The organism is Pseudocitrobacter corydidari, assembly GCF_021172065.1.
GTDB classification, from domain to species: domain Bacteria; phylum Pseudomonadota; class Gammaproteobacteria; order Enterobacterales; family Enterobacteriaceae; genus Pseudocitrobacter; species Pseudocitrobacter corydidari.
Map to the genome: position 1 here is coordinate 987,942 of NZ_CP087880.1, position 19,530 is coordinate 1,007,471.

22 protein-coding genes are annotated in these 19,530 nt (G+C 55.1%); 13 read left to right on the forward strand and 9 right to left on the reverse strand.

Features of this window, described 5'->3' with window-relative positions:
* Positions 1-30: 30 nt before the first annotated feature.
* The 4 genes from dauA to lolB all read right to left on the reverse strand — a co-directional run bounded on the left by dauA (position 31) and on the right by lolB (position 4,403).
* Positions 31-1,713 carry a C4-dicarboxylic acid transporter DauA gene (gene dauA, locus G163CM_RS04570; protein WP_231827064.1) on the reverse strand — a complete coding sequence of 561 codons (1,683 nt, stop codon included), beginning with the start codon at positions 1,711-1,713 and terminating at the stop codon, positions 31-33.
* 124 nt (positions 1,714-1,837) lie between these two features.
* The gene (gene prs / locus G163CM_RS04575; protein WP_003856663.1) at positions 1,838-2,785 is read right to left on the reverse strand and encodes a ribose-phosphate diphosphokinase; all 948 of its coding nucleotides are present in this window, start codon (positions 2,783-2,785) and stop codon (positions 1,838-1,840) included.
* Positions 2,786-2,934: 149 nt separating this feature from the next.
* On the reverse strand, positions 2,935-3,786 hold the full coding sequence (gene ispE, locus G163CM_RS04580) for a 4-(cytidine 5'-diphospho)-2-C-methyl-D-erythritol kinase (protein WP_231827065.1): 852 nt from the start codon (positions 3,784-3,786) through the stop codon (positions 2,935-2,937).
* Positions 3,783-4,403 (reverse strand): lipoprotein insertase outer membrane protein LolB, encoded by a 621-nt coding sequence (gene lolB / locus G163CM_RS04585; RefSeq protein ID WP_231827066.1) that lies wholly within the window; start codon positions 4,401-4,403, stop codon positions 3,783-3,785. Before lolB ends, ispE begins: the two co-directional genes overlap by 4 nt.
* Positions 4,404-4,636: 233 nt before the next feature.
* Here lolB and hemA point away from each other — a divergent pair, with 233 nt between their 5' ends.
* The 6 genes from hemA (at position 4,637) to kdsA (ending at position 10,021) form a co-directional block, all read left to right on the forward strand.
* Positions 4,637-5,893 carry a glutamyl-tRNA reductase gene (gene hemA / locus G163CM_RS04590; RefSeq protein WP_015964126.1) on the forward strand — a complete coding sequence of 419 codons (1,257 nt, stop codon included), beginning with the start codon at positions 4,637-4,639 and terminating at the stop codon, positions 5,891-5,893.
* Between the two features lie 35 nt (positions 5,894-5,928).
* On the forward strand, positions 5,929-7,011 hold the full coding sequence (prfA, locus tag G163CM_RS04595) for a peptide chain release factor 1 (protein WP_231827067.1): 1,083 nt from the start codon (positions 5,929-5,931) through the stop codon (positions 7,009-7,011).
* The gene (prmC, locus tag G163CM_RS04600) at positions 7,011-7,853 is read left to right on the forward strand and encodes a peptide chain release factor N(5)-glutamine methyltransferase (RefSeq protein ID WP_231828330.1); all 843 of its coding nucleotides are present in this window, start codon (positions 7,011-7,013) and stop codon (positions 7,851-7,853) included. The genes prfA and prmC overlap by 1 nt, the downstream gene beginning before the upstream one ends.
* Positions 7,850-8,242 (forward strand): SirB2 family protein, encoded by a 393-nt coding sequence (locus tag G163CM_RS04605; RefSeq protein ID WP_231827068.1) that lies wholly within the window; start codon positions 7,850-7,852, stop codon positions 8,240-8,242. Before prmC ends, G163CM_RS04605 begins: the two co-directional genes overlap by 4 nt.
* 3 nt (positions 8,243-8,245) lie before the next feature.
* Complete coding sequence (gene sirB1 / locus G163CM_RS04610) at positions 8,246-9,055, forward strand: invasion regulator SirB1 (protein WP_015964130.1); 810 nt, start codon at positions 8,246-8,248, stop codon at positions 9,053-9,055.
* Positions 9,056-9,166: 111 nt separating this feature from the next.
* On the forward strand, positions 9,167-10,021 hold the full coding sequence (kdsA, locus tag G163CM_RS04615; RefSeq protein ID WP_015964131.1) for a 3-deoxy-8-phosphooctulonate synthase: 855 nt from the start codon (positions 9,167-9,169) through the stop codon (positions 10,019-10,021).
* A gap of 151 nt (positions 10,022-10,172) precedes the next feature.
* Here kdsA and G163CM_RS04620 read toward each other — a convergent pair whose 3' ends face one another.
* A complete protein-coding gene (locus G163CM_RS04620) occupies positions 10,173-10,280 on the reverse strand; it encodes a type I toxin-antitoxin system toxin Ldr family protein (protein WP_041686436.1) in 108 nt (35 codons plus the stop codon).
* 400 nt (positions 10,281-10,680) lie between these two features.
* Between G163CM_RS04620 and G163CM_RS04625 the strand changes: the two genes are divergently transcribed.
* A complete protein-coding gene (locus G163CM_RS04625; protein WP_231827069.1) occupies positions 10,681-11,157 on the forward strand; it encodes an Imm57 family immunity protein in 477 nt (158 codons plus the stop codon).
* A gap of 104 nt (positions 11,158-11,261) precedes the next feature.
* Here G163CM_RS04625 and G163CM_RS04630 read toward each other — a convergent pair whose 3' ends face one another.
* Positions 11,262-11,369, reverse strand: coding sequence for a type I toxin-antitoxin system toxin Ldr family protein (locus G163CM_RS04630; RefSeq protein ID WP_041686436.1), 108 nt, complete (start codon positions 11,367-11,369; stop codon positions 11,262-11,264).
* Between the two features lie 328 nt (positions 11,370-11,697).
* Positions 11,698-12,798: a sodium-potassium/proton antiporter ChaA gene (chaA, locus tag G163CM_RS04635; protein ID WP_015964133.1), complete on the reverse strand. Its 1,101-nt coding sequence runs from the start codon at positions 12,796-12,798 to the stop codon at positions 11,698-11,700.
* 286 nt (positions 12,799-13,084) lie between these two features.
* Between chaA and chaB the strand changes: the two genes are divergently transcribed.
* Together chaB and G163CM_RS04645 are read left to right on the forward strand one after the other, a co-directional pair.
* On the forward strand, positions 13,085-13,315 hold the full coding sequence (gene chaB, locus G163CM_RS04640; RefSeq protein ID WP_015964134.1) for a putative cation transport regulator ChaB: 231 nt from the start codon (positions 13,085-13,087) through the stop codon (positions 13,313-13,315).
* A 215-nt stretch (positions 13,316-13,530) separates the two neighbouring features.
* Positions 13,531-14,211, forward strand: a complete 681-nt coding sequence (locus G163CM_RS04645) for a gamma-glutamylcyclotransferase (protein WP_231827070.1) — start codon at positions 13,531-13,533, stop codon at positions 14,209-14,211.
* A gap of 36 nt (positions 14,212-14,247) precedes the next feature.
* On the opposite strand, the gene G163CM_RS04650 is transcribed toward G163CM_RS04645, so the two are convergent.
* Positions 14,248-14,481, reverse strand: a complete 234-nt coding sequence (locus G163CM_RS04650) for a DUF1883 domain-containing protein (RefSeq protein WP_041686229.1) — start codon at positions 14,479-14,481, stop codon at positions 14,248-14,250.
* 263 nt (positions 14,482-14,744) lie between these two features.
* Positions 14,745-15,098, reverse strand: coding sequence for a DsrE/DsrF/TusD sulfur relay family protein (locus G163CM_RS04655; protein ID WP_015964137.1), 354 nt, complete (start codon positions 15,096-15,098; stop codon positions 14,745-14,747).
* Positions 15,099-15,164: 66 nt separating this feature from the next.
* On the opposite strand from G163CM_RS04655, the gene nasR reads away from it, so the two are divergent.
* The 4 genes from nasR to G163CM_RS04675 all read left to right on the forward strand — a co-directional run bounded on the left by nasR (position 15,165) and on the right by G163CM_RS04675 (position 19,527).
* Positions 15,165-16,361: a nitrate regulatory protein NasR gene (nasR, locus tag G163CM_RS04660; RefSeq protein ID WP_231827071.1), complete on the forward strand. Its 1,197-nt coding sequence runs from the start codon at positions 15,165-15,167 to the stop codon at positions 16,359-16,361.
* Between the two features lie 224 nt (positions 16,362-16,585).
* Positions 16,586-17,842 (forward strand): CmpA/NrtA family ABC transporter substrate-binding protein, encoded by a 1,257-nt coding sequence (locus G163CM_RS04665; RefSeq protein ID WP_231827072.1) that lies wholly within the window; start codon positions 16,586-16,588, stop codon positions 17,840-17,842.
* A 1-nt stretch (position 17,843) separates the two neighbouring features.
* Positions 17,844-18,728 (forward strand): nitrate ABC transporter permease, encoded by an 885-nt coding sequence (gene ntrB, locus G163CM_RS04670; RefSeq protein ID WP_231827073.1) that lies wholly within the window; start codon positions 17,844-17,846, stop codon positions 18,726-18,728.
* Between the two features lie 10 nt (positions 18,729-18,738).
* Positions 18,739-19,527, forward strand: a complete 789-nt coding sequence (locus tag G163CM_RS04675; RefSeq protein WP_231828331.1) for an ABC transporter ATP-binding protein — start codon at positions 18,739-18,741, stop codon at positions 19,525-19,527.
* Positions 19,528-19,530 lie beyond the last annotated feature (3 nt).

The window sequence follows — 19,530 nt, forward strand, 5'->3', positions numbered from 1 at the left end:
AAAAAAATGGCTCCCGAAGGAGCCATTTTGCTATTCGATATCGGCCAACGCCGCTTCTTTATTCGGGAAGAAGGTCAGGCGGCCGGGAATCGGTTTGATTCCGGCGCGTGCCATCGTACGCAGCGGCTGGAATTCCATGTTCGACACCCGCAGTTCGCATCCTTCCGGCAGCTTACGCACAAAGCGCTGGAACGCATCCAACCCGCCCGCATCCAGCACCGGTACCGCATCCCACTTCAGCACCACGATACGTTTGCCTTCGATGCGTGACTCAAGGTCAGTAAACAGGTTCTCGGCGGCGGCGAAGAACAGCGGGCCGATCACGCGAAGTACCAGTACATCATCGGGTACGTCTACATTGACCGGAGACAGACGGGTCATTTGCGCGATACGACGCATAAACAGCAACGATGCGAGCACAATCCCCACACTGATAGCGATAACCATGTCGAACAGCACCGTCAGCGACATACAGATAAGCATCACGATGATGTCATCTTTCGGCGCGCGGCGAAGCAGGTTAACCACTTTATGCGCTTCACTCATGTTCCACGCCACCATCAGCAGCAGGGCAGCCATCGCTGAAAGCGGCAGCCAGGAGAGCAGCGGCGCGAGGATCAGCAGCGCCAGAATAACCAGAATCGCGTGGATAACGGCAGAAACGGGTGAGGTCGCCCCGGCTCGCACGTTGGCGGCGGAACGGGCAATGGCAGCGGTGGCGGTGATGCCGCCAAAGAACGGCGCGGCGATATTCCCCAGCCCCTGGCCAATCAGCTCGCTGTTGGCTTTGTGTTTGGTGCCGGTCATGCCATCGAGCACCACGGCGCAGAGCAGCGACTCAATCGCCCCCAGCATCGCCATCGAGAACGCGGCGGGCAGCAGCGCGCGCAGCGATGCCCAGCTCAGCGTGAAGTCGGAACCCGGCATATCCCACGGCAGCACCAGCTGCGGCAGCAGTTGCGGGATACCGTTACCCTGCGAGCCATCCGCCAGCACATAGTGGAACTGAGAGCCAATGGTGGCGACGTGACCACCGAGCATATTGACGATAAACATCACCACGCAGCCCGCAATCAGCGCGGGCAGGTGGCCCGGCAGACGAATGCCGAGGCGCGGCCAGAAAATAAGCGTGCCGAGCGTGACGATACCAATCGCTGCATCGCCCATATTGATGGTCGGCAGCGCCATCACCAGCGCGCCGACTTTTTGCAGATAATGTTCCGGCACGTGCGTCAGTTGCAGGCCAAGGAAGTCTTTAATCTGCATTGTCCCGATGGTGATACCAATACCGGAGGTAAAGCCCAGCGTGACGGAGAGGGGAATGTATTCAATTAAGCGGCCAAAACGCGCAAGGCCAAAAAGAATCAAAAATACCCCGGACATCAACGTGGCGACCAGCAACCCGGCAAGGCCAAACTGTTGTGATACAGGGTAAAGAATAACGACAAAGGCGGCCGTCGGCCCGGAGACGCTAAAGCGTGAGCCCCCGGTGAGGGCGATTACAATCCCCGCAACGGCAGACGTATACAGACCGTACTGTGGGGCGACGCCGCTGCCGATCGCCAGCGCCATCGCCAGCGGGATAGCAATAATACCGACGGTGATCCCGGCGATAACATCGCGAGTAAAGCGGGATACGGTGTACTTCTCTTTCCAGCACGCGTCGATGAGAGCGCGGAAAGGCATCACCTGTGAGGAGAAGATTTTATTCACAATAATGTTTCATCCGTGAGCGCATCATCTGTCATGTGAATGGCAGGTGAAGGAGGCATAGGTCATACAAATAGTTACTATAGACAAAAAAACCCGCCGCAGCGGGTTTTTTAACCAGGTCCGATTAATGTTCGAACATGGCAGAAATGGATTCTTCGTTGCTGATACGACGAATCGCTTCGGCCAACATCCCGGACAGCGTCAGTGTACGAACGTTAGGCAGCGCTTTGATTTCATCCGACAGCGGGATGGTATCGCAGACGACGACTTCGTCGATAACTGAGTTGCGCAGGTTGTTTACCGCATTGCCAGAGAAGATCGGGTGGGTTGCGTAAGCGAATACGCGTTTTGCACCACGCTCTTTCAGGGCTTCAGCTGCTTTGCACAGAGTGCCGCCGGTATCGATCATGTCGTCAACCAGAACGCAGTCACGGCCAGCAACGTCACCGATGATGTGCATCACCTGAGAAACGTTCGCACGCGGACGACGTTTGTCGATGATAGCCATGTCGGTATCGTTAAGCAGTTTTGCGATGGCGCGAGCACGAACAACGCCGCCGATATCCGGGGAAACCACAATCGGGTTGTCCAGATTCAGTTGCAGCATATCTTCGAGCAGGATTGGGCTACCGAATACGTTATCTACCGGTACGTCGAAGAAGCCCTGAATCTGTTCAGCATGCAGGTCAACGGTCAGTACGCGGTCAACGCCGACGCTGGACAGGAAGTCAGCGACAACTTTTGCCGTAATTGGCACACGCGCGGAACGCACACGGCGGTCCTGGCGGGCATAGCCAAAGTAAGGGATAACGGCTGTGATACGGCCTGCGGAAGCACGACGCAGAGCATCAACCATAACAACCAATTCCATCAGGTTGTCGTTGGTGGGAGCACAAGTGGACTGGATGATGAAAATATCACCACCGCGTACATTTTCGTTAATTTGTACGCTGACTTCACCATCGCTAAAACGACCGACAGCGGCGTCGCCAAGAGAAGTGTACAGGCGGTTGGCAATACGTTGTGCTAGTTCCGGGGTGGCGTTACCAGCAAAAAGCTTCATATCAGGCACGAGAAGAACCTCAGGCATGCGTCCATTGGTGGAAAGAATCAGCCAAAAACTGTGCGGGCCAGGCTATATTCTTCCCAGGCGGTGTATTAAAGAGCGCGATGCAACGTCTGGAACAGGGTGACGTTGTCACCGAAACTCAGCTTGCCCGGCTAAAGCATGGATTGATGGAGTGGAGAGAGGTTGACACCCTTCGCCACAAAGCCATTAAACCATTCCGGGGCTTGCTCCAGCACCTGACGAGCAGCGAGTTCTGTGTCAAATTCAGCAAAAACACAGGCCCCTGTGCCAGTCAGGCGCGACGGCGCGTATTCTAACAGCCAGGAAAGCACCTCATCAACCTCGCGAAAACGTTTTCTTGCGATAACCTCGCAATCATTGCCAAATTCACATTTTAATAACGTGTCTATTGACCTTTTTGGCGTATTCCGGGGCAAATCTGGATCCTTAAAAATCACCGGCGTGGGAATGCTGACGCCAGGGTGAACAACCAGGTACCATTTTTCAGCTACATCGATGGGCGTGAGCTGCTCGCCAACGCCTTCGGCAAAGGCGGCGTGGCCGCGAACGAAGACCGGCACATCGGCGCCCAGCGTTAAGCCAATCGTGGCCAGCTCATCTTCCGATAAACCACACTGCCAGAGGTGATTCAACGCCACCAGCACCGTGGCGGCGTTAGAAGAGCCACCGCCGAGGCCGCCGCCCATCGGCAGCCGCTTTTCGATACTGATATCAGCGCCGCTGCCTTCTGCCAGACGGTGCGTTTGCGCCGCCGTTTTCGCCAGCAGACGCGCGGCGCGGATGATGAGATTCTCTTCATCCGGCACGCCCTCAAGCGGCGTTAACAGGCGTAGTTGACCATCCTGACGCGGTTCGATGGTTAAGGTATCGCCGTAGTCGAGAAACTGAAACAGCGTCTGCAACTCGTGATAACCGTCGGCACGTTGCCCGGTGATATATAAGAACAGGTTCAGCTTTGCGGGAGAGGGCCAACGGGTCATCATTTCACGATCCAGTTATCCATTTTCAGCTTGATGCGCTGGGAACCTTCGGTGAGTTCCATATTCTCAGGTAGCGCTGGTTTCTGGTCGTTATAGCCGCCGTACACCACTTTCCAGGTTTTGCCGTTTTGCGTGTAATTCACTTCGCGCAGACGGTACTGATCGTCGAGTTTATAATCGGTCGCGTCGCCTGGCAGGCCTAAAATCCACTGACGCAGGCTGTTAAGCGGAATTGGCATGCCGGTGAGCTTGCCAATCATCTCTTCGCCGTCCACGTCGGTGTAGGTTTTGCCCTGATTATCGACTAACTGCGCCGAGCTCGGCTGCGCGGTGAGCGACAGTTCGGTGCTGCCCAGTGGGTTAGTCAGCAGCAGTCGGTAATGATCCTGACCGGTCTGCTGCCAGAAGAAGCGCGCATAAACTTTTTGTTCATCAGAAAGATACGCGAATGCACCGCGGGTTTGATACTGGTTCAGCTTGCGGATTTCCTGCTGATGCTCACGCCACTGTGGCGAGTCCGGGCTTTTCCCCGGCCCTTGCGGTGGCGTGGTCACACAGGCGGTTAGAACGAGGCTTGCCAGCGGCAGCAGACGAATCAGGCGAAAGTCAGACAGGGTCATGATAATGACAATCCTTGCGATAGGTAGCAGTTATAACCCTTAATGCTAGCGTCGCGGCGAACCAGCGTCTACGCTCAAGTTGTCTTAAATCATTAAATTATCTTGGCTATCCGTTTGTACACAAGGTGAGCGATGGCACTACTCCAAAAGGGGAGCGTCTCTTTTATTGATCTCGCGCATCCTGTATGATGCGCTCAGACTAACCTTATCAACGCTGGTACTACTCCCGCAACATGACCCTTTTAGCTCTTGGCATCAACCACAAAACAGCCCCGGTAGCGCTGCGAGAACGCGTTTCGTTTTCGCCGGATACGCTTGACCAGGCGCTGCAGAGCCTGCTGGCTCAGCCAATGGTGCAGGGGGGCGTGGTGTTGTCGACCTGTAACCGCACCGAGCTATACCTGAGTGTGGAAGAACAGGACAACCTTCACGACGCCATCGTGCGCTGGTTATGCGACTACCATCAGTTGAACGAAACCGAGCTGCGTGAAAGCCTCTACTGGCACCAGGATAATGATGCCGTCAGCCACCTGATGCGCGTGGCCAGCGGCCTCGATTCGCTGGTGCTGGGCGAGCCGCAAATTCTCGGGCAGGTTAAAAAAGCCTTCGCGGATTCCGCGCAGGGGCATCTGCATGCCAGCGAACTGGAGCGTATGTTCCAGAAATCATTCTCGGTCGCCAAACGTGTGCGAACCGAAACCGATATCGGGGCCAGCGCGGTGTCAGTGGCGTTTGCGGCCTGTACGCTGGCGCGACAAATCTTCGAATCACTTTCCACCGTTACCGTGCTGCTGGTTGGCGCAGGCGAAACCATCGAGCTGGTGGCGCGTCATCTGCGTGAACATCACGTCAAGAAAATGCTGATTGCCAACCGTACCCGCGAACGTGCGCAGGTGCTGGCGCAGGAAGTGGGGGCGGAAGTGATTGCCTTAAGCGATGTAGACGAGCGCTTAAAAGAAGCGGATATCATTATCAGTTCTACCGCCAGCCCGCTGCCGATTATCGGTAAAGGGATGGTCGAACGCGCGTTAAAAGCCCGCCGTAATCAGCCGATGCTGCTGGTGGATATCGCCGTACCGCGTGACGTCGAGCCCGAAGTGGGCAAACTGGCGAACGCCTATCTGTACAGCGTGGATGATTTGCAAAACATCATTCAGCACAACCTTGCCCAGCGCAAAGCCGCTGCGGTGCAGGCTGAAACCATTGTTGAGCAGGAAACCAGCGAATTTATGGCCTGGCTGCGCGCGCAAAGCGCCAGCGATGTTATTCGCGAATACCGTTCACAGGCCGAAATGGCGCGTGAAGAGCTCACCGCAAAAGCGCTTGCCGCGCTGGAGCAGGGCGGCGACGCCCAGGCAATTTTGCAGGACCTGTCGCGTAAGCTGACCAACCGCCTGATCCACGCCCCAACCAAATCTCTTCAGCAGGCCGCCCGTGACGGGGATGACGAACGCCTGCATATTCTGCGCAACAGCCTCGGGCTGGAGTAGCACAACTCTTTCTATTACAAGGTGCATTTACGCCAATGAAGCCTTCTATTGTTGCCAAACTGGAAGCTCTGTATGAGCGCCATGAAGAAGTTCAGGCGCTGCTGGGCGATGCGGAGACCATCTCCGATCAGGAGCGATTCCGGGCGCTGTCGCGCGAGTACGCGCAGCTGAGCGACGTTTCACGCTGTTACACTGACTGGCGTCAGGTTCAGGACGATATCGAAACCGCCCAGATGATGCTGGACGACCCGGAAATGCGCGAAATGGCGCAGGAAGAATTACAGGACGCCAAAGCGCGGGAAGAAGAGCTGGAACAACAGCTTCAGGTTCTGCTGCTGCCGCGCGACCCGGATGACGAACGCAATGCCTACGTTGAAGTGCGCGCCGGCACCGGCGGCGACGAAGCTGCGCTGTTTGCGGGGGATCTCTTCCGGATGTACAGCCGCTATGCAGAAGCGCGCCGCTGGCGTGTGGAAATCATGAGCGCCAACGAAGGCGAGCATGGCGGGTTCAAAGAAGTGATCGCCAAAATCAGCGGCGAAGGCGTGTATGGCCGGCTGAAATTTGAATCCGGCGGACACCGTGTGCAGCGCGTTCCGGCAACGGAATCGCAGGGGCGTATTCACACCTCGGCGTGTACCGTTGCGGTGATGCCAGAGCTGCCGGAAGCCGAACTGCCCGATATTAATCCGTCAGAGCTGCGTATCGATACTTTCCGTTCCTCCGGCGCGGGCGGTCAGCACGTTAACACCACCGACTCGGCAATCCGTATTACCCACTTGCCAACCGGTATTGTGGTGGAGTGTCAGGACGAACGTTCGCAGCACAAAAACAAAGCCAAAGCGCTGTCCGTGCTGGGTTCCCGCATTCGTGCCGCTGAAATGGCTAAGCGCCAGCAGGCGGAAGCGTCCACGCGTCGCAACCTGCTGGGTACGGGCGATCGTAGCGACCGTAACCGTACCTACAACTTCCCGCAGGGGCGCGTGACCGATCACCGCATCAACCTGACGCTCTACCGTCTGGATGAAGTGATGGAAGGAAAGCTGGATATGCTGATCGAACCAATCGTTCAGGAATACCAGGCTGACCAGCTTGCGGCGCTATCTGAACAGGAATGATGACTTACCAACAGTGGCTGAAACAGGCAATTGAACGGCTGCGGGAGAGCGAAAGCCCGCGCCGGGATGCCGAGATTTTGCTCGGGCACGTCACCGGCAAAACGCGAACGTTTATTATGGCGTTTGACGAAACGGTGTTAACGCCCGCCGAACTGGCGCCCCTTGATACGCTGCTGGCGCGCCGCGAACGCGGTGAACCGATTGCGCATTTAGTGGGCATGCGCGAATTCTGGTCGCTGCCGCTGGCGGTGTCCCCGGTCACCCTGATCCCTCGCCCGGACACCGAATGTCTGGTCGAGCAGGCGTTAGCACGTTTGCCTGCAGAGCCCTGTGAGATCCTCGATTTAGGCACCGGCACCGGCGCGATAGCCCTGGCCATCGCCAGTGAAAGACCGGATTGCCGCGTGACGGCTGTCGATTTTATCGCCGATGCCGTCGCCCTGGCGCAGCAGAACGCGCAAACGCTGGGCATAGACAACGTTTCCATTGTGCAAAGTGACTGGTTCAGCGCGCTGGCCGGGCGGCAGTTCACCATGGTCGTCAGTAATCCTCCCTATATTGATGAGCAGGATCCGCACCTCTCTCAGGGGGACGTCCGCTTCGAGCCAAAAACGGCGCTGGTTGCCGCCGATGACGGGCTTGCCGATCTCGCACATATTATCCGGGAAGGCCGACAGGCGTTGTTGCCGGGTGGCTTCATGCTGCTGGAGCACGGCTGGACGCAGGGTGACGCGGTTCGTCAGCTGTTTACCGGCGCGGGCTATCTTCAGGCGCAAACCTGCAAAGATTACGGCGGCAACGATCGTCTGACGCTCGCCATCTGGCCGGGGGCCGCGCAATGAGCCTGTTTAGCGTCATTCTGCCGGTACACGTTGTCAGCGCGATTTTTTCGGTCTCGCTTTTTGCGCTACGCTACTGGTGGACGTGGAATAATGATTCACGTCTGAAATTGCGTTGGGTGCGTATATTACCGCACACTATTGATAGCGTGCTGCTGCTTAGCGGTATCACGCTGATGGTTATCGCTCATGTTTATCCCTTCACCCCACAAGGTACGTGGCTGACGGAGAAACTGTTTGGCGTTATCATCTATATCGTTTTGGGTTTTGTTGCGCTCGGACGTCGCTGTCCGCGCAGTCAGCAGCGAGGCTTTATTGCCTTTCTACTGGGGCTGGTGGTGTTGTGCATCATCGTTAAACTCGCCATCACTAAAGTTCCGTTGTTGGGGTAAGGTATGAAGTCATTGGCTGATTTTGAATTTAATAAAGCGCCACTGTGCGAGGGCATGGTCCTGGTGTCAGAGTTAATCCGTGATGATTTCCCGACACAGCGCGTAAATGAACAACTGGAGTGCCTGCTGGCGCTGGCGCAGGAGGAGATCAGCCCCTCCTGGACGCTGACCCGGCAGATGGAACGCCTGATTGAACTCTTCTACCACGAATGGCATTTCAGCGATTCAAAAGGCGTTTACCGTCTTTCGGACGCGCTATGGCTGGATCAGGTACTTAAAAATCGCCAGGGCAGCGCCGTCTCGCTTGGCGCGATTATGCTCTGGCTCGCCGAGCGTCTCTCTATTCCCGTGGTGCCGGTCATTTTCCCGACGCAGCTGCTGCTGCGTGCGGATGTCGACAACGAAGAGTTGTGGCTTATCAACCCGTTTAATGGCGATACGCTGGATGAACACACGCTGGAAGTGTGGCTGAAAGGCAATATCAGCCCAATGGCAGAGCTGTTTAATGAAGATCTCGACGAAGCGGATAACGCAGAAGTGATCCGCAAACTGCTCGATACCCTGAAATCGGCATTAATGGAAGAACAGCAGATGGAACTGGCGCTGCGCACCAGTGAAGCGCTGTTACAATTTAACCCGGAAGATCCGTATGAAATTCGCGATCGCGGGCTTATCTATGCTCAGCTTGAATGTGAGCATATTGCATTGAATGACCTGAGTTATTTTGTCGAACAGTGCCCGGAAGATCCGATTAGCGAAATGATTCGCGCGCAGATAAACACTATCGCGCAGAAACAAATTACCCTTCACTAAAATCCAGGGATTCCGGTTATACTCGCGGGCAATTATGTGACGTCATTATTGGCAGGACTGCCTGGACGCATCCCGAGATAACTGGAGTATTTACCCTAATAAGGCGATCTTATGAAACAGAAAGTGGTCAGTATTGGTGATATCAACGTAGCAAACGACCTGCCGTTCGTGCTGTTTGGCGGCATGAACGTGCTGGAATCGCGCGACCTGGCAATGCGCATCTGTGAACACTACGTTACCGTTACCCAGAAACTGGGTATCCCATACGTCTTCAAAGCGTCGTTTGATAAAGCTAACCGTTCCTCCATTCACTCTTACCGTGGCCCGGGCCTGGAAGAGGGGATGAAAATCTTCCAGGAACTGAAACAGACCTTCGGCGTAAAAATCATTACCGACGTGCACGAAGCCAGCCAGGCGCAGCCGGTTGCCGACGTGGTGGATGTGATTCAGCTGCCTGCATTCCTCGCTCGCCAGACCGATCTGGTTGAAGCGATGGCGAAAACGGGTGCGGTCATCAACGTCAAAAAACCGCAGTTCGTAAGCCCTGGCCAGATGGGCAACATCGTCGATAAATTTATCGAAGGCGGTAACGACAAAGTGATCCTCTGCGATCGCGGCGCGAACTTCGGTTACGACAACCTGGTCGTCGATATGCTGGGCTTTGGCGTGATGAAAAAAGCGTCCAATAACTCTCCGGTTATTTTCGACGTTACTCATGCGCTGCAGTGCCGCGACCCGTTTGGCGCAGCCTCTGGCGGTCGCCGTGCGCAGGTTGCTGAACTGGCGCGCGCCGGTATGGCGGTCGGTATCGCCGGTCTGTTTATCGAAGCGCATCCGGATCCGGACCACGCTCGCTGCGACGGCCCGTCCGCGCTGCCGCTGGATAAACTGGAACCTTTCCTGAAGCAGATGAAAGCGATCGACGACCTGGTGAAAGGGTTCGACGAGCTGGATACCAGCAAGTAATCTCACGTTACTGCTTTTTTATCAAAGCCTTACTGTCATGCGGTAAGGCTTTTTTGTTCCTGGCACTAACAAAATAGGCCGCAGGCTATTACCCCTGCGGCCTGTTTCGGGCGCATGTTGTCATCACGACAGCCAGACGCCCGCCTTCACGTTACTTCCTGTTACGCCACCAGCCGACAATCGCTGCGGTGATAATACCCGCAAGAATTGGGGCTGCCAGGTCGTGCCAGAACATCACGCTAAACTGCACGAGCGTCATATAGCCGCCTATTGTCATGACAACGTTTCGCGGCTATCCTTGAATTGTTCTGGTTCAAGATTAGCCCCCGTAATGTTGTCAGGTTTACGCCTTACAACGTGCGGGGGTTTTCTCTTTCCAGCAACCAACGCCGCCGGGGATCAAGCCCCCGCAACATTGCGCCTCACCGGAAGATTCCGGCTTGGTGCGGATTCTATGACGTCTGCTTCACGCACTTCACTCTCAAAATACATACGATGAGAAAGATCTTCCGACCTTTTTTCACCAGTTACATTTATTTCGTCGTTGCTACCGTTGGCGCTCGCAATTTGTGTGGATGATATCCGACGAGATAACCTCTTCTGTTTATAAACATGGCACTCACGGCGGTATACTCCGATCATTCAGGGAGGATAATTTATTGAATATAAGAATATTTCTGGCAATAAGTATATTGCTTACACCATTCGTGTTGCAGGCCGAAATTTCAGAACATCAGAAGCGCACGCTGGAGTTCGCGGAGCATTCCCTCGTGCAGGGAAAAGGTGTTGAAAGTGAGTTAGGTTTGGCCGTGATTGGCGAAGGTAACGGCCCTCTGTCATTGCAGTTTTTAGCCGAGCTTGTTCGCTGGCGGAGAGGCATGGATGCAGGAAACGGAGAGTCGTTTACTTGTTACTTACTGAGTAAAGGGAAGGCTATTTTGCCTTATCTCGAGCGGTTAGACCCACTGACGTTACGTAAACAGTGCGTGGCTGAGTTTAATGAGGGTAAATATGGCTTAGAAGCTCGTGACGAGCTGGAATCTGTTTGCCGTAGTGAGAAGCATATTCGTGCTGAAATCGCGCAGATCATTGCAGGAATACATGATGGCATACTGTGTAATGACGAAGACTGGTGATCTTACTGTTGTCGCGGCGACACAAAAAAGGCCGCAGGCTATTACCCCTGCGGCCCGTTTCGGGCGCATGTTGTCATCACGACAGCCAGACGCCCGCTTTCACGTTACTTCCTGTTACGCCACCAGCCGACAATCGCTGCGGTGATAATTCCCGCAAGAATTGGGGCTGCCAGGTCGTGCCAGAACATCACGCTAAACTGCACGAGCGTCATATAGCCGCCTATTGTCATGACAACGTTTCGCGGCTATCCTTGAATTGTTGTGGTTCAAGATTAGCCCCCGTTATGTTGTCAGGTTTACACCTTACAATGTGCGGGGGTTTTCTCTTTCCAGCAACCAATGCCGCCGGGGATCAAGCCCCCGCAACACTGCGCCTCACCGGAAGACTCCGGCTTGGTGCGGATTCTACGTCGTCTGCTTTGTGCACTTCAGTGGCGAAATACGAACGCTGCGTGACGTCTTCCGAACTTTCGTTATCAATTGCAGCCGTTTCGGTCGCATTCTCGCGGATGCTCGCAATTACGGCTGCCGACACGATTATCAGGCGAATATGGTCATCAGATAGGCAGCAAACAGCGCCAGATGTGCGGCTCCGTTTAACACATTGGTGCGTCCGGTGGAGAATGAGATCTGGCACAGTACGAGTGACGCAACCATCACAATCATTTCCGGCGCGCCGAGACCAAACATCAGCTCATTACCGGTCATCCAGGCAATCAGCGTCACGACCGGAACGGTCAGTGAAATGGTCGCCAGTACGGAACCAAAGAACAGGTTCATCGCTCGCTGCACCTGATTATTCAGTACTGCTTTCAGTGCACCCAGGCCCTCAGGCGACAGAATTAACAGCGCCACCAGGAAACCGGTAAATGCCACAGGTGCATTCAGGGTGGTGAGCAGCGTCTCCAGCGGGTTAGCGTTCATTTTAGTGACGGCAATGACGGCAATCAGATGCACAATCAGCCAGGCGGCGTGCCAGGCGTTGCTGTGCGCAGATGGTTTACCGTGATGCGGATCATCGTCGTCGCCATCGTCTTCATGTTCGTAAACAAACAGGCTCTGGTGCGTTTTGGTCTGAATCAGCAGGAACACGCCGTACATCGCGGCAGAAATCAGCGCCACCAGCAGAGATTGACCGATAGTAAAGTTCGCTTCAGGCAACGCCATCGGGAACACCAGTACGATAATCGCCAGCGGGAAGAGGGCAATCAGATACTGTTTGATACCGAACAGATTGACATACTGCGTTGCAAATTTGCGCCCGCCCAGCAAGAGTGAGAAGCCTACCAGGCCGCCAGTAACAATCATAATGATGGAGTAGAGCGTGTCGCGCATCAGCGTCGGGGCGGCATCGCCCGTCGCCATTAGCGCGGAGATCAGGCTCACCTCCAGAATGACCACGGAAAGACTTAAGATGAGGGAACCGTAGGGTTCGCCGAGGCGGTGCGCCAGCACGTCGGCGTGGCGAACAACGCTGAATGCGCTGCTGAGAATACCGATAAGCGCCAGGATATTTATCCCGACAACGACTGGCAATGATTGACTACTTCCCCAGAAGAACAATATTGCCAGCGCAATAACCGGGAAAATGAGAGAAGTCTCCTTATGGCGGGTTTTTACCGCCTCTTGTACATGCGTCATGTCCATCTCCGTTAGTGCAGGTGTTTATAATTATATACTTAGAATATTTCTAATCGTCACAGCATAAGTCTATAAATTAACAGACCCTGTCTTATATATAACGATTTTTTACTAAAATTTACCCTGATTGATAACTTTGGTTTAGAGTCATTGAAAATGCTTATTATGTGAATTAAACCTTTAATTAACAATATGATATGTTGTTATGGTGAGTAATAATCTGAATTCAATTCTATTTGCGGTGCAGTGAGCCATACTTATCCTGAAGCCACTAACAGGAGGACATATGCCCTATAACAGCAAATCTGATTTACCCGATAGCGTGCAACATGTTTTGCCAGCCCACGCACAGGAGATCTACAAAGAAGCGTTTAACAGCGCGTGGCAACAATACAAAGATAAATCAGACCGTCGGGACGATGCCACCCGCGAGGAGACTGCGCATCGCGTGGCCTGGGCCGCAGTAAAACATGACTATGAAAAAGGGGATGATGACAAATGGCATAAAAAGAAATAGGCCAATAGCACGATTATCCTATAGCCCTTTGTCGCGGTTTAATACTCTTGCCGTCAGATGCGCAATTGCATATTGTTTAATAAAGCTGGATAATATTTAAGCAATAAAAACTCAGGGAAAGGCAAATGCAAATGAGAATTTGCCTGGTTCGCTATTAGCCAAAACCAGAGGTCTGAATAATACGCACGGATGTGACGTAGTGGCGGAGGTTGAGAGTGATTACACGTGATTTCTTAATGAAGGCGGATTGTACAACAGCGTTTGGCGCTATTGAGGAATCGCTGCTCTGGTCTCCAGAGCAACGCGCGGCATCCCTGGCCGCTACGCTGGCGTGTCGGCCAGATGACGGGCCGGTGTGGATTTTCGGCTATGGCTCGCTGATGTGGAATCCGGCGCTGGAGTTTACCGACTCCTGCACAGGTACGCTTGTCGGCTGGCACCGTGCATTTTGTTTGCGCCTGACCGCCGGTCGCGGGACGGCCTGCCAGCCTGGCCGCATGCTGGCGCTGAAAGAGGGTGGGCGCACCACCGGTATCGCTTACCAGTTGCCAGAGGCGACGGTTGAAGATGAGCTTTCGCTGCTGTGGAAACGCGAGATGATCACCGGTTGCTATTTGCCCACTTGGTGTAAGCTGGAACTCGACGACGGGCGCACGGTTAACGCGCTGGTCTTTATTATGGATCCACGCCACCCGCAGTACGAAGCAGACACCAGCGTACAGGTTATCGCGCCGTTAATTGCGGCGGCGAGCGGCCCGCTGGGAACCAATGCGCAGTATCTTTTCTCGCTGGATGAAGAGTTACAGAAACTCGGTATGCCTGATGAAGGGCTGAATGAATTGATTAAATACGTTCGTGGTTTGCTGGGGATCCACCCACAGCCGGGTCTGGCATAAAAAACGCCCGGAAGTTTTCGGCTTCCGGGCGCTTAATCAGGCTGCAACATAGCTGATTGAGTGTTCAAGCGACTGGCTGTGGCTGTCAATTAACACATTCCAGGTACCGCTGTAAGGCACCGTAAGATAGGCGCTCTCTCTGTTTTGTACGCTCAGAATATCGCTGTTGCTGCTTTTGGCGCTCATTAAATGAATATGGCAGCGCTCTGAGCAACGTACCACGACCGTATCCCCACCAAATAACGTCAAACTTGCCTTAACCATCGCCATCTCAACCCCGAATCTTTCTGTGAATGCACTCCCTGCGACTGATATCCTGCATGTGATGTTGTTCACAAATCACTCATTGATAACACCAAATAGGCAGGGGGAAGATGATGATTTCGATCAACAAATCTGAGAACGATTCAACAAAAGTGAGAATCTTCCTGAAACCATTCAGCCTGGCGCGTGATTAACCAGATAACGCGCGCCAGCCGGGAATATTCTGCGGCAATCGCCGATGATTTCAGTAAAGTCGACTAAATGGACGCTTAAAAAGTCAGCACTTTATCAGCGGCCAGTGTCCATTGGGCCAGTTCGACCAGTGTGCCAATTTCCACTCCATCAATCAGCGGCAGCGCGGTGATGCCACGGCCATCGGTGCAGGTTTTGCACAGTTTTACGGGGACGTTTTGCGCGGTGAGGATCTCCAGCATTTGCTGAATATTGTAACCTTCCGCAGGTTTTTGCCCGCGTAACCCGGCGGTGACCGCATCAGACATCAAAAAAAGTTTCAGGTCGAGGTCACCCTGTTGCTCGCGCAGGGCAATGGCCAGACGCAGGCTGTTGAACAGGGATTCACTGCCGTAGGCAGCACCGTTAGCGACGATCACAATATGTTGCATCTCTACTCCTTCAAAAAGGCACGTTTATTGCTTCGGTTAATAAAAGAGACGTTACCGGGAGGGAGCATGATCAATCGTGCTGACACGACACCCGGCGCAATCGAGTGGTTTCGTTATGCGCGCCAGGTTCAGAAAGGTAAGCTTCAACAGCTGGCGCAGCAGGGCCAGCTGGTAAGCCAGTTGAGCCATCTGGTACACATGTTACAGTGCGAACGCGGCGCATCCAACATCTGGTTATGTTCGGGGGGACGTTTATATGAACCTGAACGCCGTGCCAGTGCGGCGCTGGTTGATGAGCGGGCGCGCGAATTCCTGCGGCTGCTTGACCCGCAGGCGGTACCTGCAGCATCCGGGCTGTGTCAGCGCATCGCCAGTGCCGTCTGGTCTCTGGAGCAGTTGCCCGATTTGCGCCATGCTATTCATGCCCAACGTGTGGATGCCAGTACCGCTACCGCCCGCTATAGCCGGTTGATACGCCATCTGCTGAATATTATTCCCCAACTTAACGACACCATTGATAACCCCGCACTGGTCGGGCGACTTGTCGCGCTTTACAGCTTTATGCAGGGGAAGGAGTTGGTGGGGCAGGAACGTGCGCTGGGGGCGCTGGGCTTTACGCTCGGGCAGTTTAGCGACGATCTTCGCCAGCAGTTGGTAGACAGAATTGATGGCCAACAGCCCTGTTTTGAAGGCTTTTTAAGCCTGGCAAGCCAGACATTAAGAACGTTGTTCAATGAACACGGGCAGGCGGGAATCGCTATTGAACAGTTGCGTCGCATTGCCTGCACGCGCCAGCCTGCGCCCGACGGCGGCGAGGCGGCGCTGCGCTGGTTTAGCCTGCAAACTCAGCGTCTGGAGCAACTGCGAAGCCTCGAGGAATCGCTGATAAGCGATTTGATTGCAGAGGTCGTGGAACTGCTGCGCGACGATGATGCGCAGGCCCAACACGCCGCCCCGTTTGACGATCCTGCCAGCGATAACCTGTTGTTTACCCTCGACAGGCAACTGCTACCGTTGGTACGCCAGCAGGCGCGAGAGCTGGAGCAGCTCACCGGACAACTGGCGTCGCTTAAAGAGATGCTTGAAGAGCGCAAAGTGATCGATAAAGCGAAAAGTGTGTTGATGGCGCATCAGCAAATGAATGAGGAGCAGGCATGGCACTGTCTGCGCAAAATGGCGATGGATAAAAACCAGCGCATGGTGGAAGTGGCACGCGCGCTGTTAACGGTTAGTGCACTCTGGCAGCGCGATCTTTCTGCCTGATTGCACTCTTCGCGAGCAGAGTATGCCTGCTGAAAGTGCATTGATGGCGAGAACTCCGCCATCATGGGCTGATTTCGCGGTCATTTACGACCTGGCATCTGAATTGCATTATCCCCTGTAAATCATCGGTAGCGGGCCAACGGCGGCCTTAAACCATCAGGATAACGGCGTCCCGCAGTGCGTAAGCACTGCCGGGCGCTTTTTTTTTACATGTGGGAGTAGCTATGGGCGATGCATTTTCACTCTCTCGTCGGCGATTATTGCAGGCCGGGGCGGCATTGGGGGGCGCGATGTTGCTGCCGGGTTTGATGCATTCGGCGTGGGCGGCGGGTTCGGACAAGCCCGAGCTGGAGGCGGTAAGAGTGGGGTTTATCCCGCTCACCGATTGCGCACCGCTGGCAATCGCCTCGCTGAAAGGCTTTGACAAAAAGTACGGCATTACGCTGGTTCCCAGCAAAGAGGCGAGCTGGGCGGCGGTACGCGACAAACTGGTCAATGGCGAACTCGATGCGGCGCATATTCTCTATGGTCTGCTTTACGGGCTGGAACTGGGTATCGCCAGTAAGCCGCAGGCGATGGCAAACCTGATGACACTCAACCGCAACGGGCAGGCCATTACGCTTTCTGCTGAGTTGCAGGAGAAAGGGGTGACTGATCTTCCTGCGCTGAAAAAGCTGATAGGTCAGAGTGCGCCGGGCGCATATACCTTCGCCCACACCTTCCCGACCGGCACTCACGCCATGTGGCTCTATTACTGGCTGGCGAGCGGCGGTATTCATCCCTTTGACGATGTGCGCACCGTAGTGGTTCCACCGCCGCAGATGGTGATGAACATGCGTATTGGCAACATGGTGGGCTTTTGTGTCGGCGAGCCGTGGAATGCGCGGGCGATTAACGACCGTATCGGCTTCACGGCGGCCACCACGCAGGATATCTGGCCGGAGCACCCGGAGAAAGTGCTCGGCACACGTCGCGAGTGGGTGGAGCAAAACCCTAACACCAGTCGCGCGCTGGTCGCGGCGCTCATTGACGCCGCCCGCTGGATTGAAGCGTCAGCGGAAAACAAACGTGAAACCGCGCAGATCCTCTCGCGTCGCGGCTGGCTGAACACCAAAGAGCAGTACCTCACAGGCCGTATGCTGGGTGAATACGACAACGGCATTGGCCGTCGCTGGCAGGATGCGCATCCGATGCGTTTTTACGCTGAGGGCGAGGTGACCTTCCCGTGGATCTCAGACGGGATGTGGTTCTTAACCCAGTTTCGCCGCTGGGGACTCCTCAAAACGGAGCCCGATTATCGGGCCATCGCGCAACGCATTAACCGTACGGATATCTGGAAAGACGCGGCACAGGCGGTCGGCGGCATTACGCCGCCTTCCAGCCTGTTACGCAGCAGCACACTGATGGACGGTACGGTGTGGAACGGTAGCGACCCGGAAGGGTATGCCCGCAGCTTTGCCATTCAACGTAGAGGAGCCTGAGATGAAACAGACGCAAAATGTCAAACCGGCTGCCGCACCAGCGGCTGTTCCGGGCGAGGTGATTACGCTGCCGCCGGTGCAGGTGCGCCGACGCGCGCCTGCTGCGGGGCGCGTGCTGCGTAATATCGCCGAACGTACCATTCCTGCGGTGTTGGGGCTGGGATTGTTGGTGCTGGCCTGGCAACTCGCCGCCATTAACAGCAAAGGTTTCCCGACGCCGCTCAGCACGCTGGATTCCGCCCTGACGCTGTTTGCTGACCCGTTCTATAACAATGGGCCAAACGATGTGGGCGTGGGCTGGAATGTGCTGGCCTCTCTTCAGCGCGTGGCGGTGGGATTTGGCCTCGCCGCGCTGGTGGGTATTCCCCTTGGCTTCTTGATCGGGCGCTTTGTCTTTTTCTCCCGCATGTTTTCGCCGCTGATTGCGCTGCTGCGTCCGGTAAGTCCGCTTGCCTGGCTGCCGATTGGCCTCCTTCTGTTCCAGAAAGCGGAGCCTGCGTCCAGCTGGACCATTTTTATCTGCTCGATCTGGCCGATGGTTATCAATACCGCGGAAGGCGTGCGCCGTATTCCACAGGACTACCTCAACGTCGCGCGCGTGTTACAGCTCTCAGAATGGACGGTAATGCGCAAGATCCTTTTCCCGGCGGTGCTGCCAGCGGTACTAACCGGCGTGCGTCTCTCAATCGGCATTGCCTGGCTGGTGATCGTTGCCGCCGAAATGCTCACCGGCGGGCTGGGGATCGGTTTCTGGATCTGGAATGAGTGGAACAACCTCAACGTCGAAAACATTCTCATTGCCATCGTCATTATTGGCGTGGTCGGGCTGGTGCTGGAGCAGGGGCTGATGCTGATCGCCCGCCGTTTCAGCTGGCAGGATAAATAAGGAGCGCATGATGAAACCCTTAATTCAGGTTCAGGCTGTCAGCCAACGATTCCATACCGCCAGCGGGGAATTTCTGGCGCTGCAAAACGTGTCATTCGATATCCACGAAGGTGAAACGATAAGCCTTATCGGCCACTCCGGCTGCGGTAAATCGACGCTGCTTAATCTGATTGCCGGAATAACGCTTCCGACTGAAGGCGGCCTGATTTGCGATAACCGAGAAATTGCGGGCCCGGGCCCGGAGCGTGCCGTCGTTTTCCAGAACCACTCACTGCTGCCGTGGTTAACCTGCTTCGACAACGTGGCGCTGGCGGTGGATCACGTGTTCCAGAAAAGCATGAGCAAAGCCGAACGCCGCGACTGGATCGTTCACAACCTTGAGCGGGTGCAGATGGGCCATGCGCTGCATAAACGTCCTGGGGAAATATCGGGCGGGATGAAGCAGCGCGTCGGCATTGCCCGCGCGCTGGCGATGAAGCCGAAAGTGCTGTTGATGGATGAGCCGTTTGGTGCGCTGGACGCGCTGACCCGCGCACATCTTCAGGACTCGGTAATGCAGATTCAGCAGGCGCTGAATACCACGATTGTGCTGATAACCCATGACGTCGATGAAGCGGTACTGCTTTCTGACCGGGTGTTGATGATGACGAATGGCCCGGCGGCGACGGTCGGTGAAATTCTCGACGTTAACCTTGCGCGCCCGCGCAACCGCGTACAGCTGGCAGATGACAGTCGGTATCACCACCTGCGCCAGCAAATATTGCATTTCCTTTACGAAAAACAGCCTAAAGCGGCGTAAGGG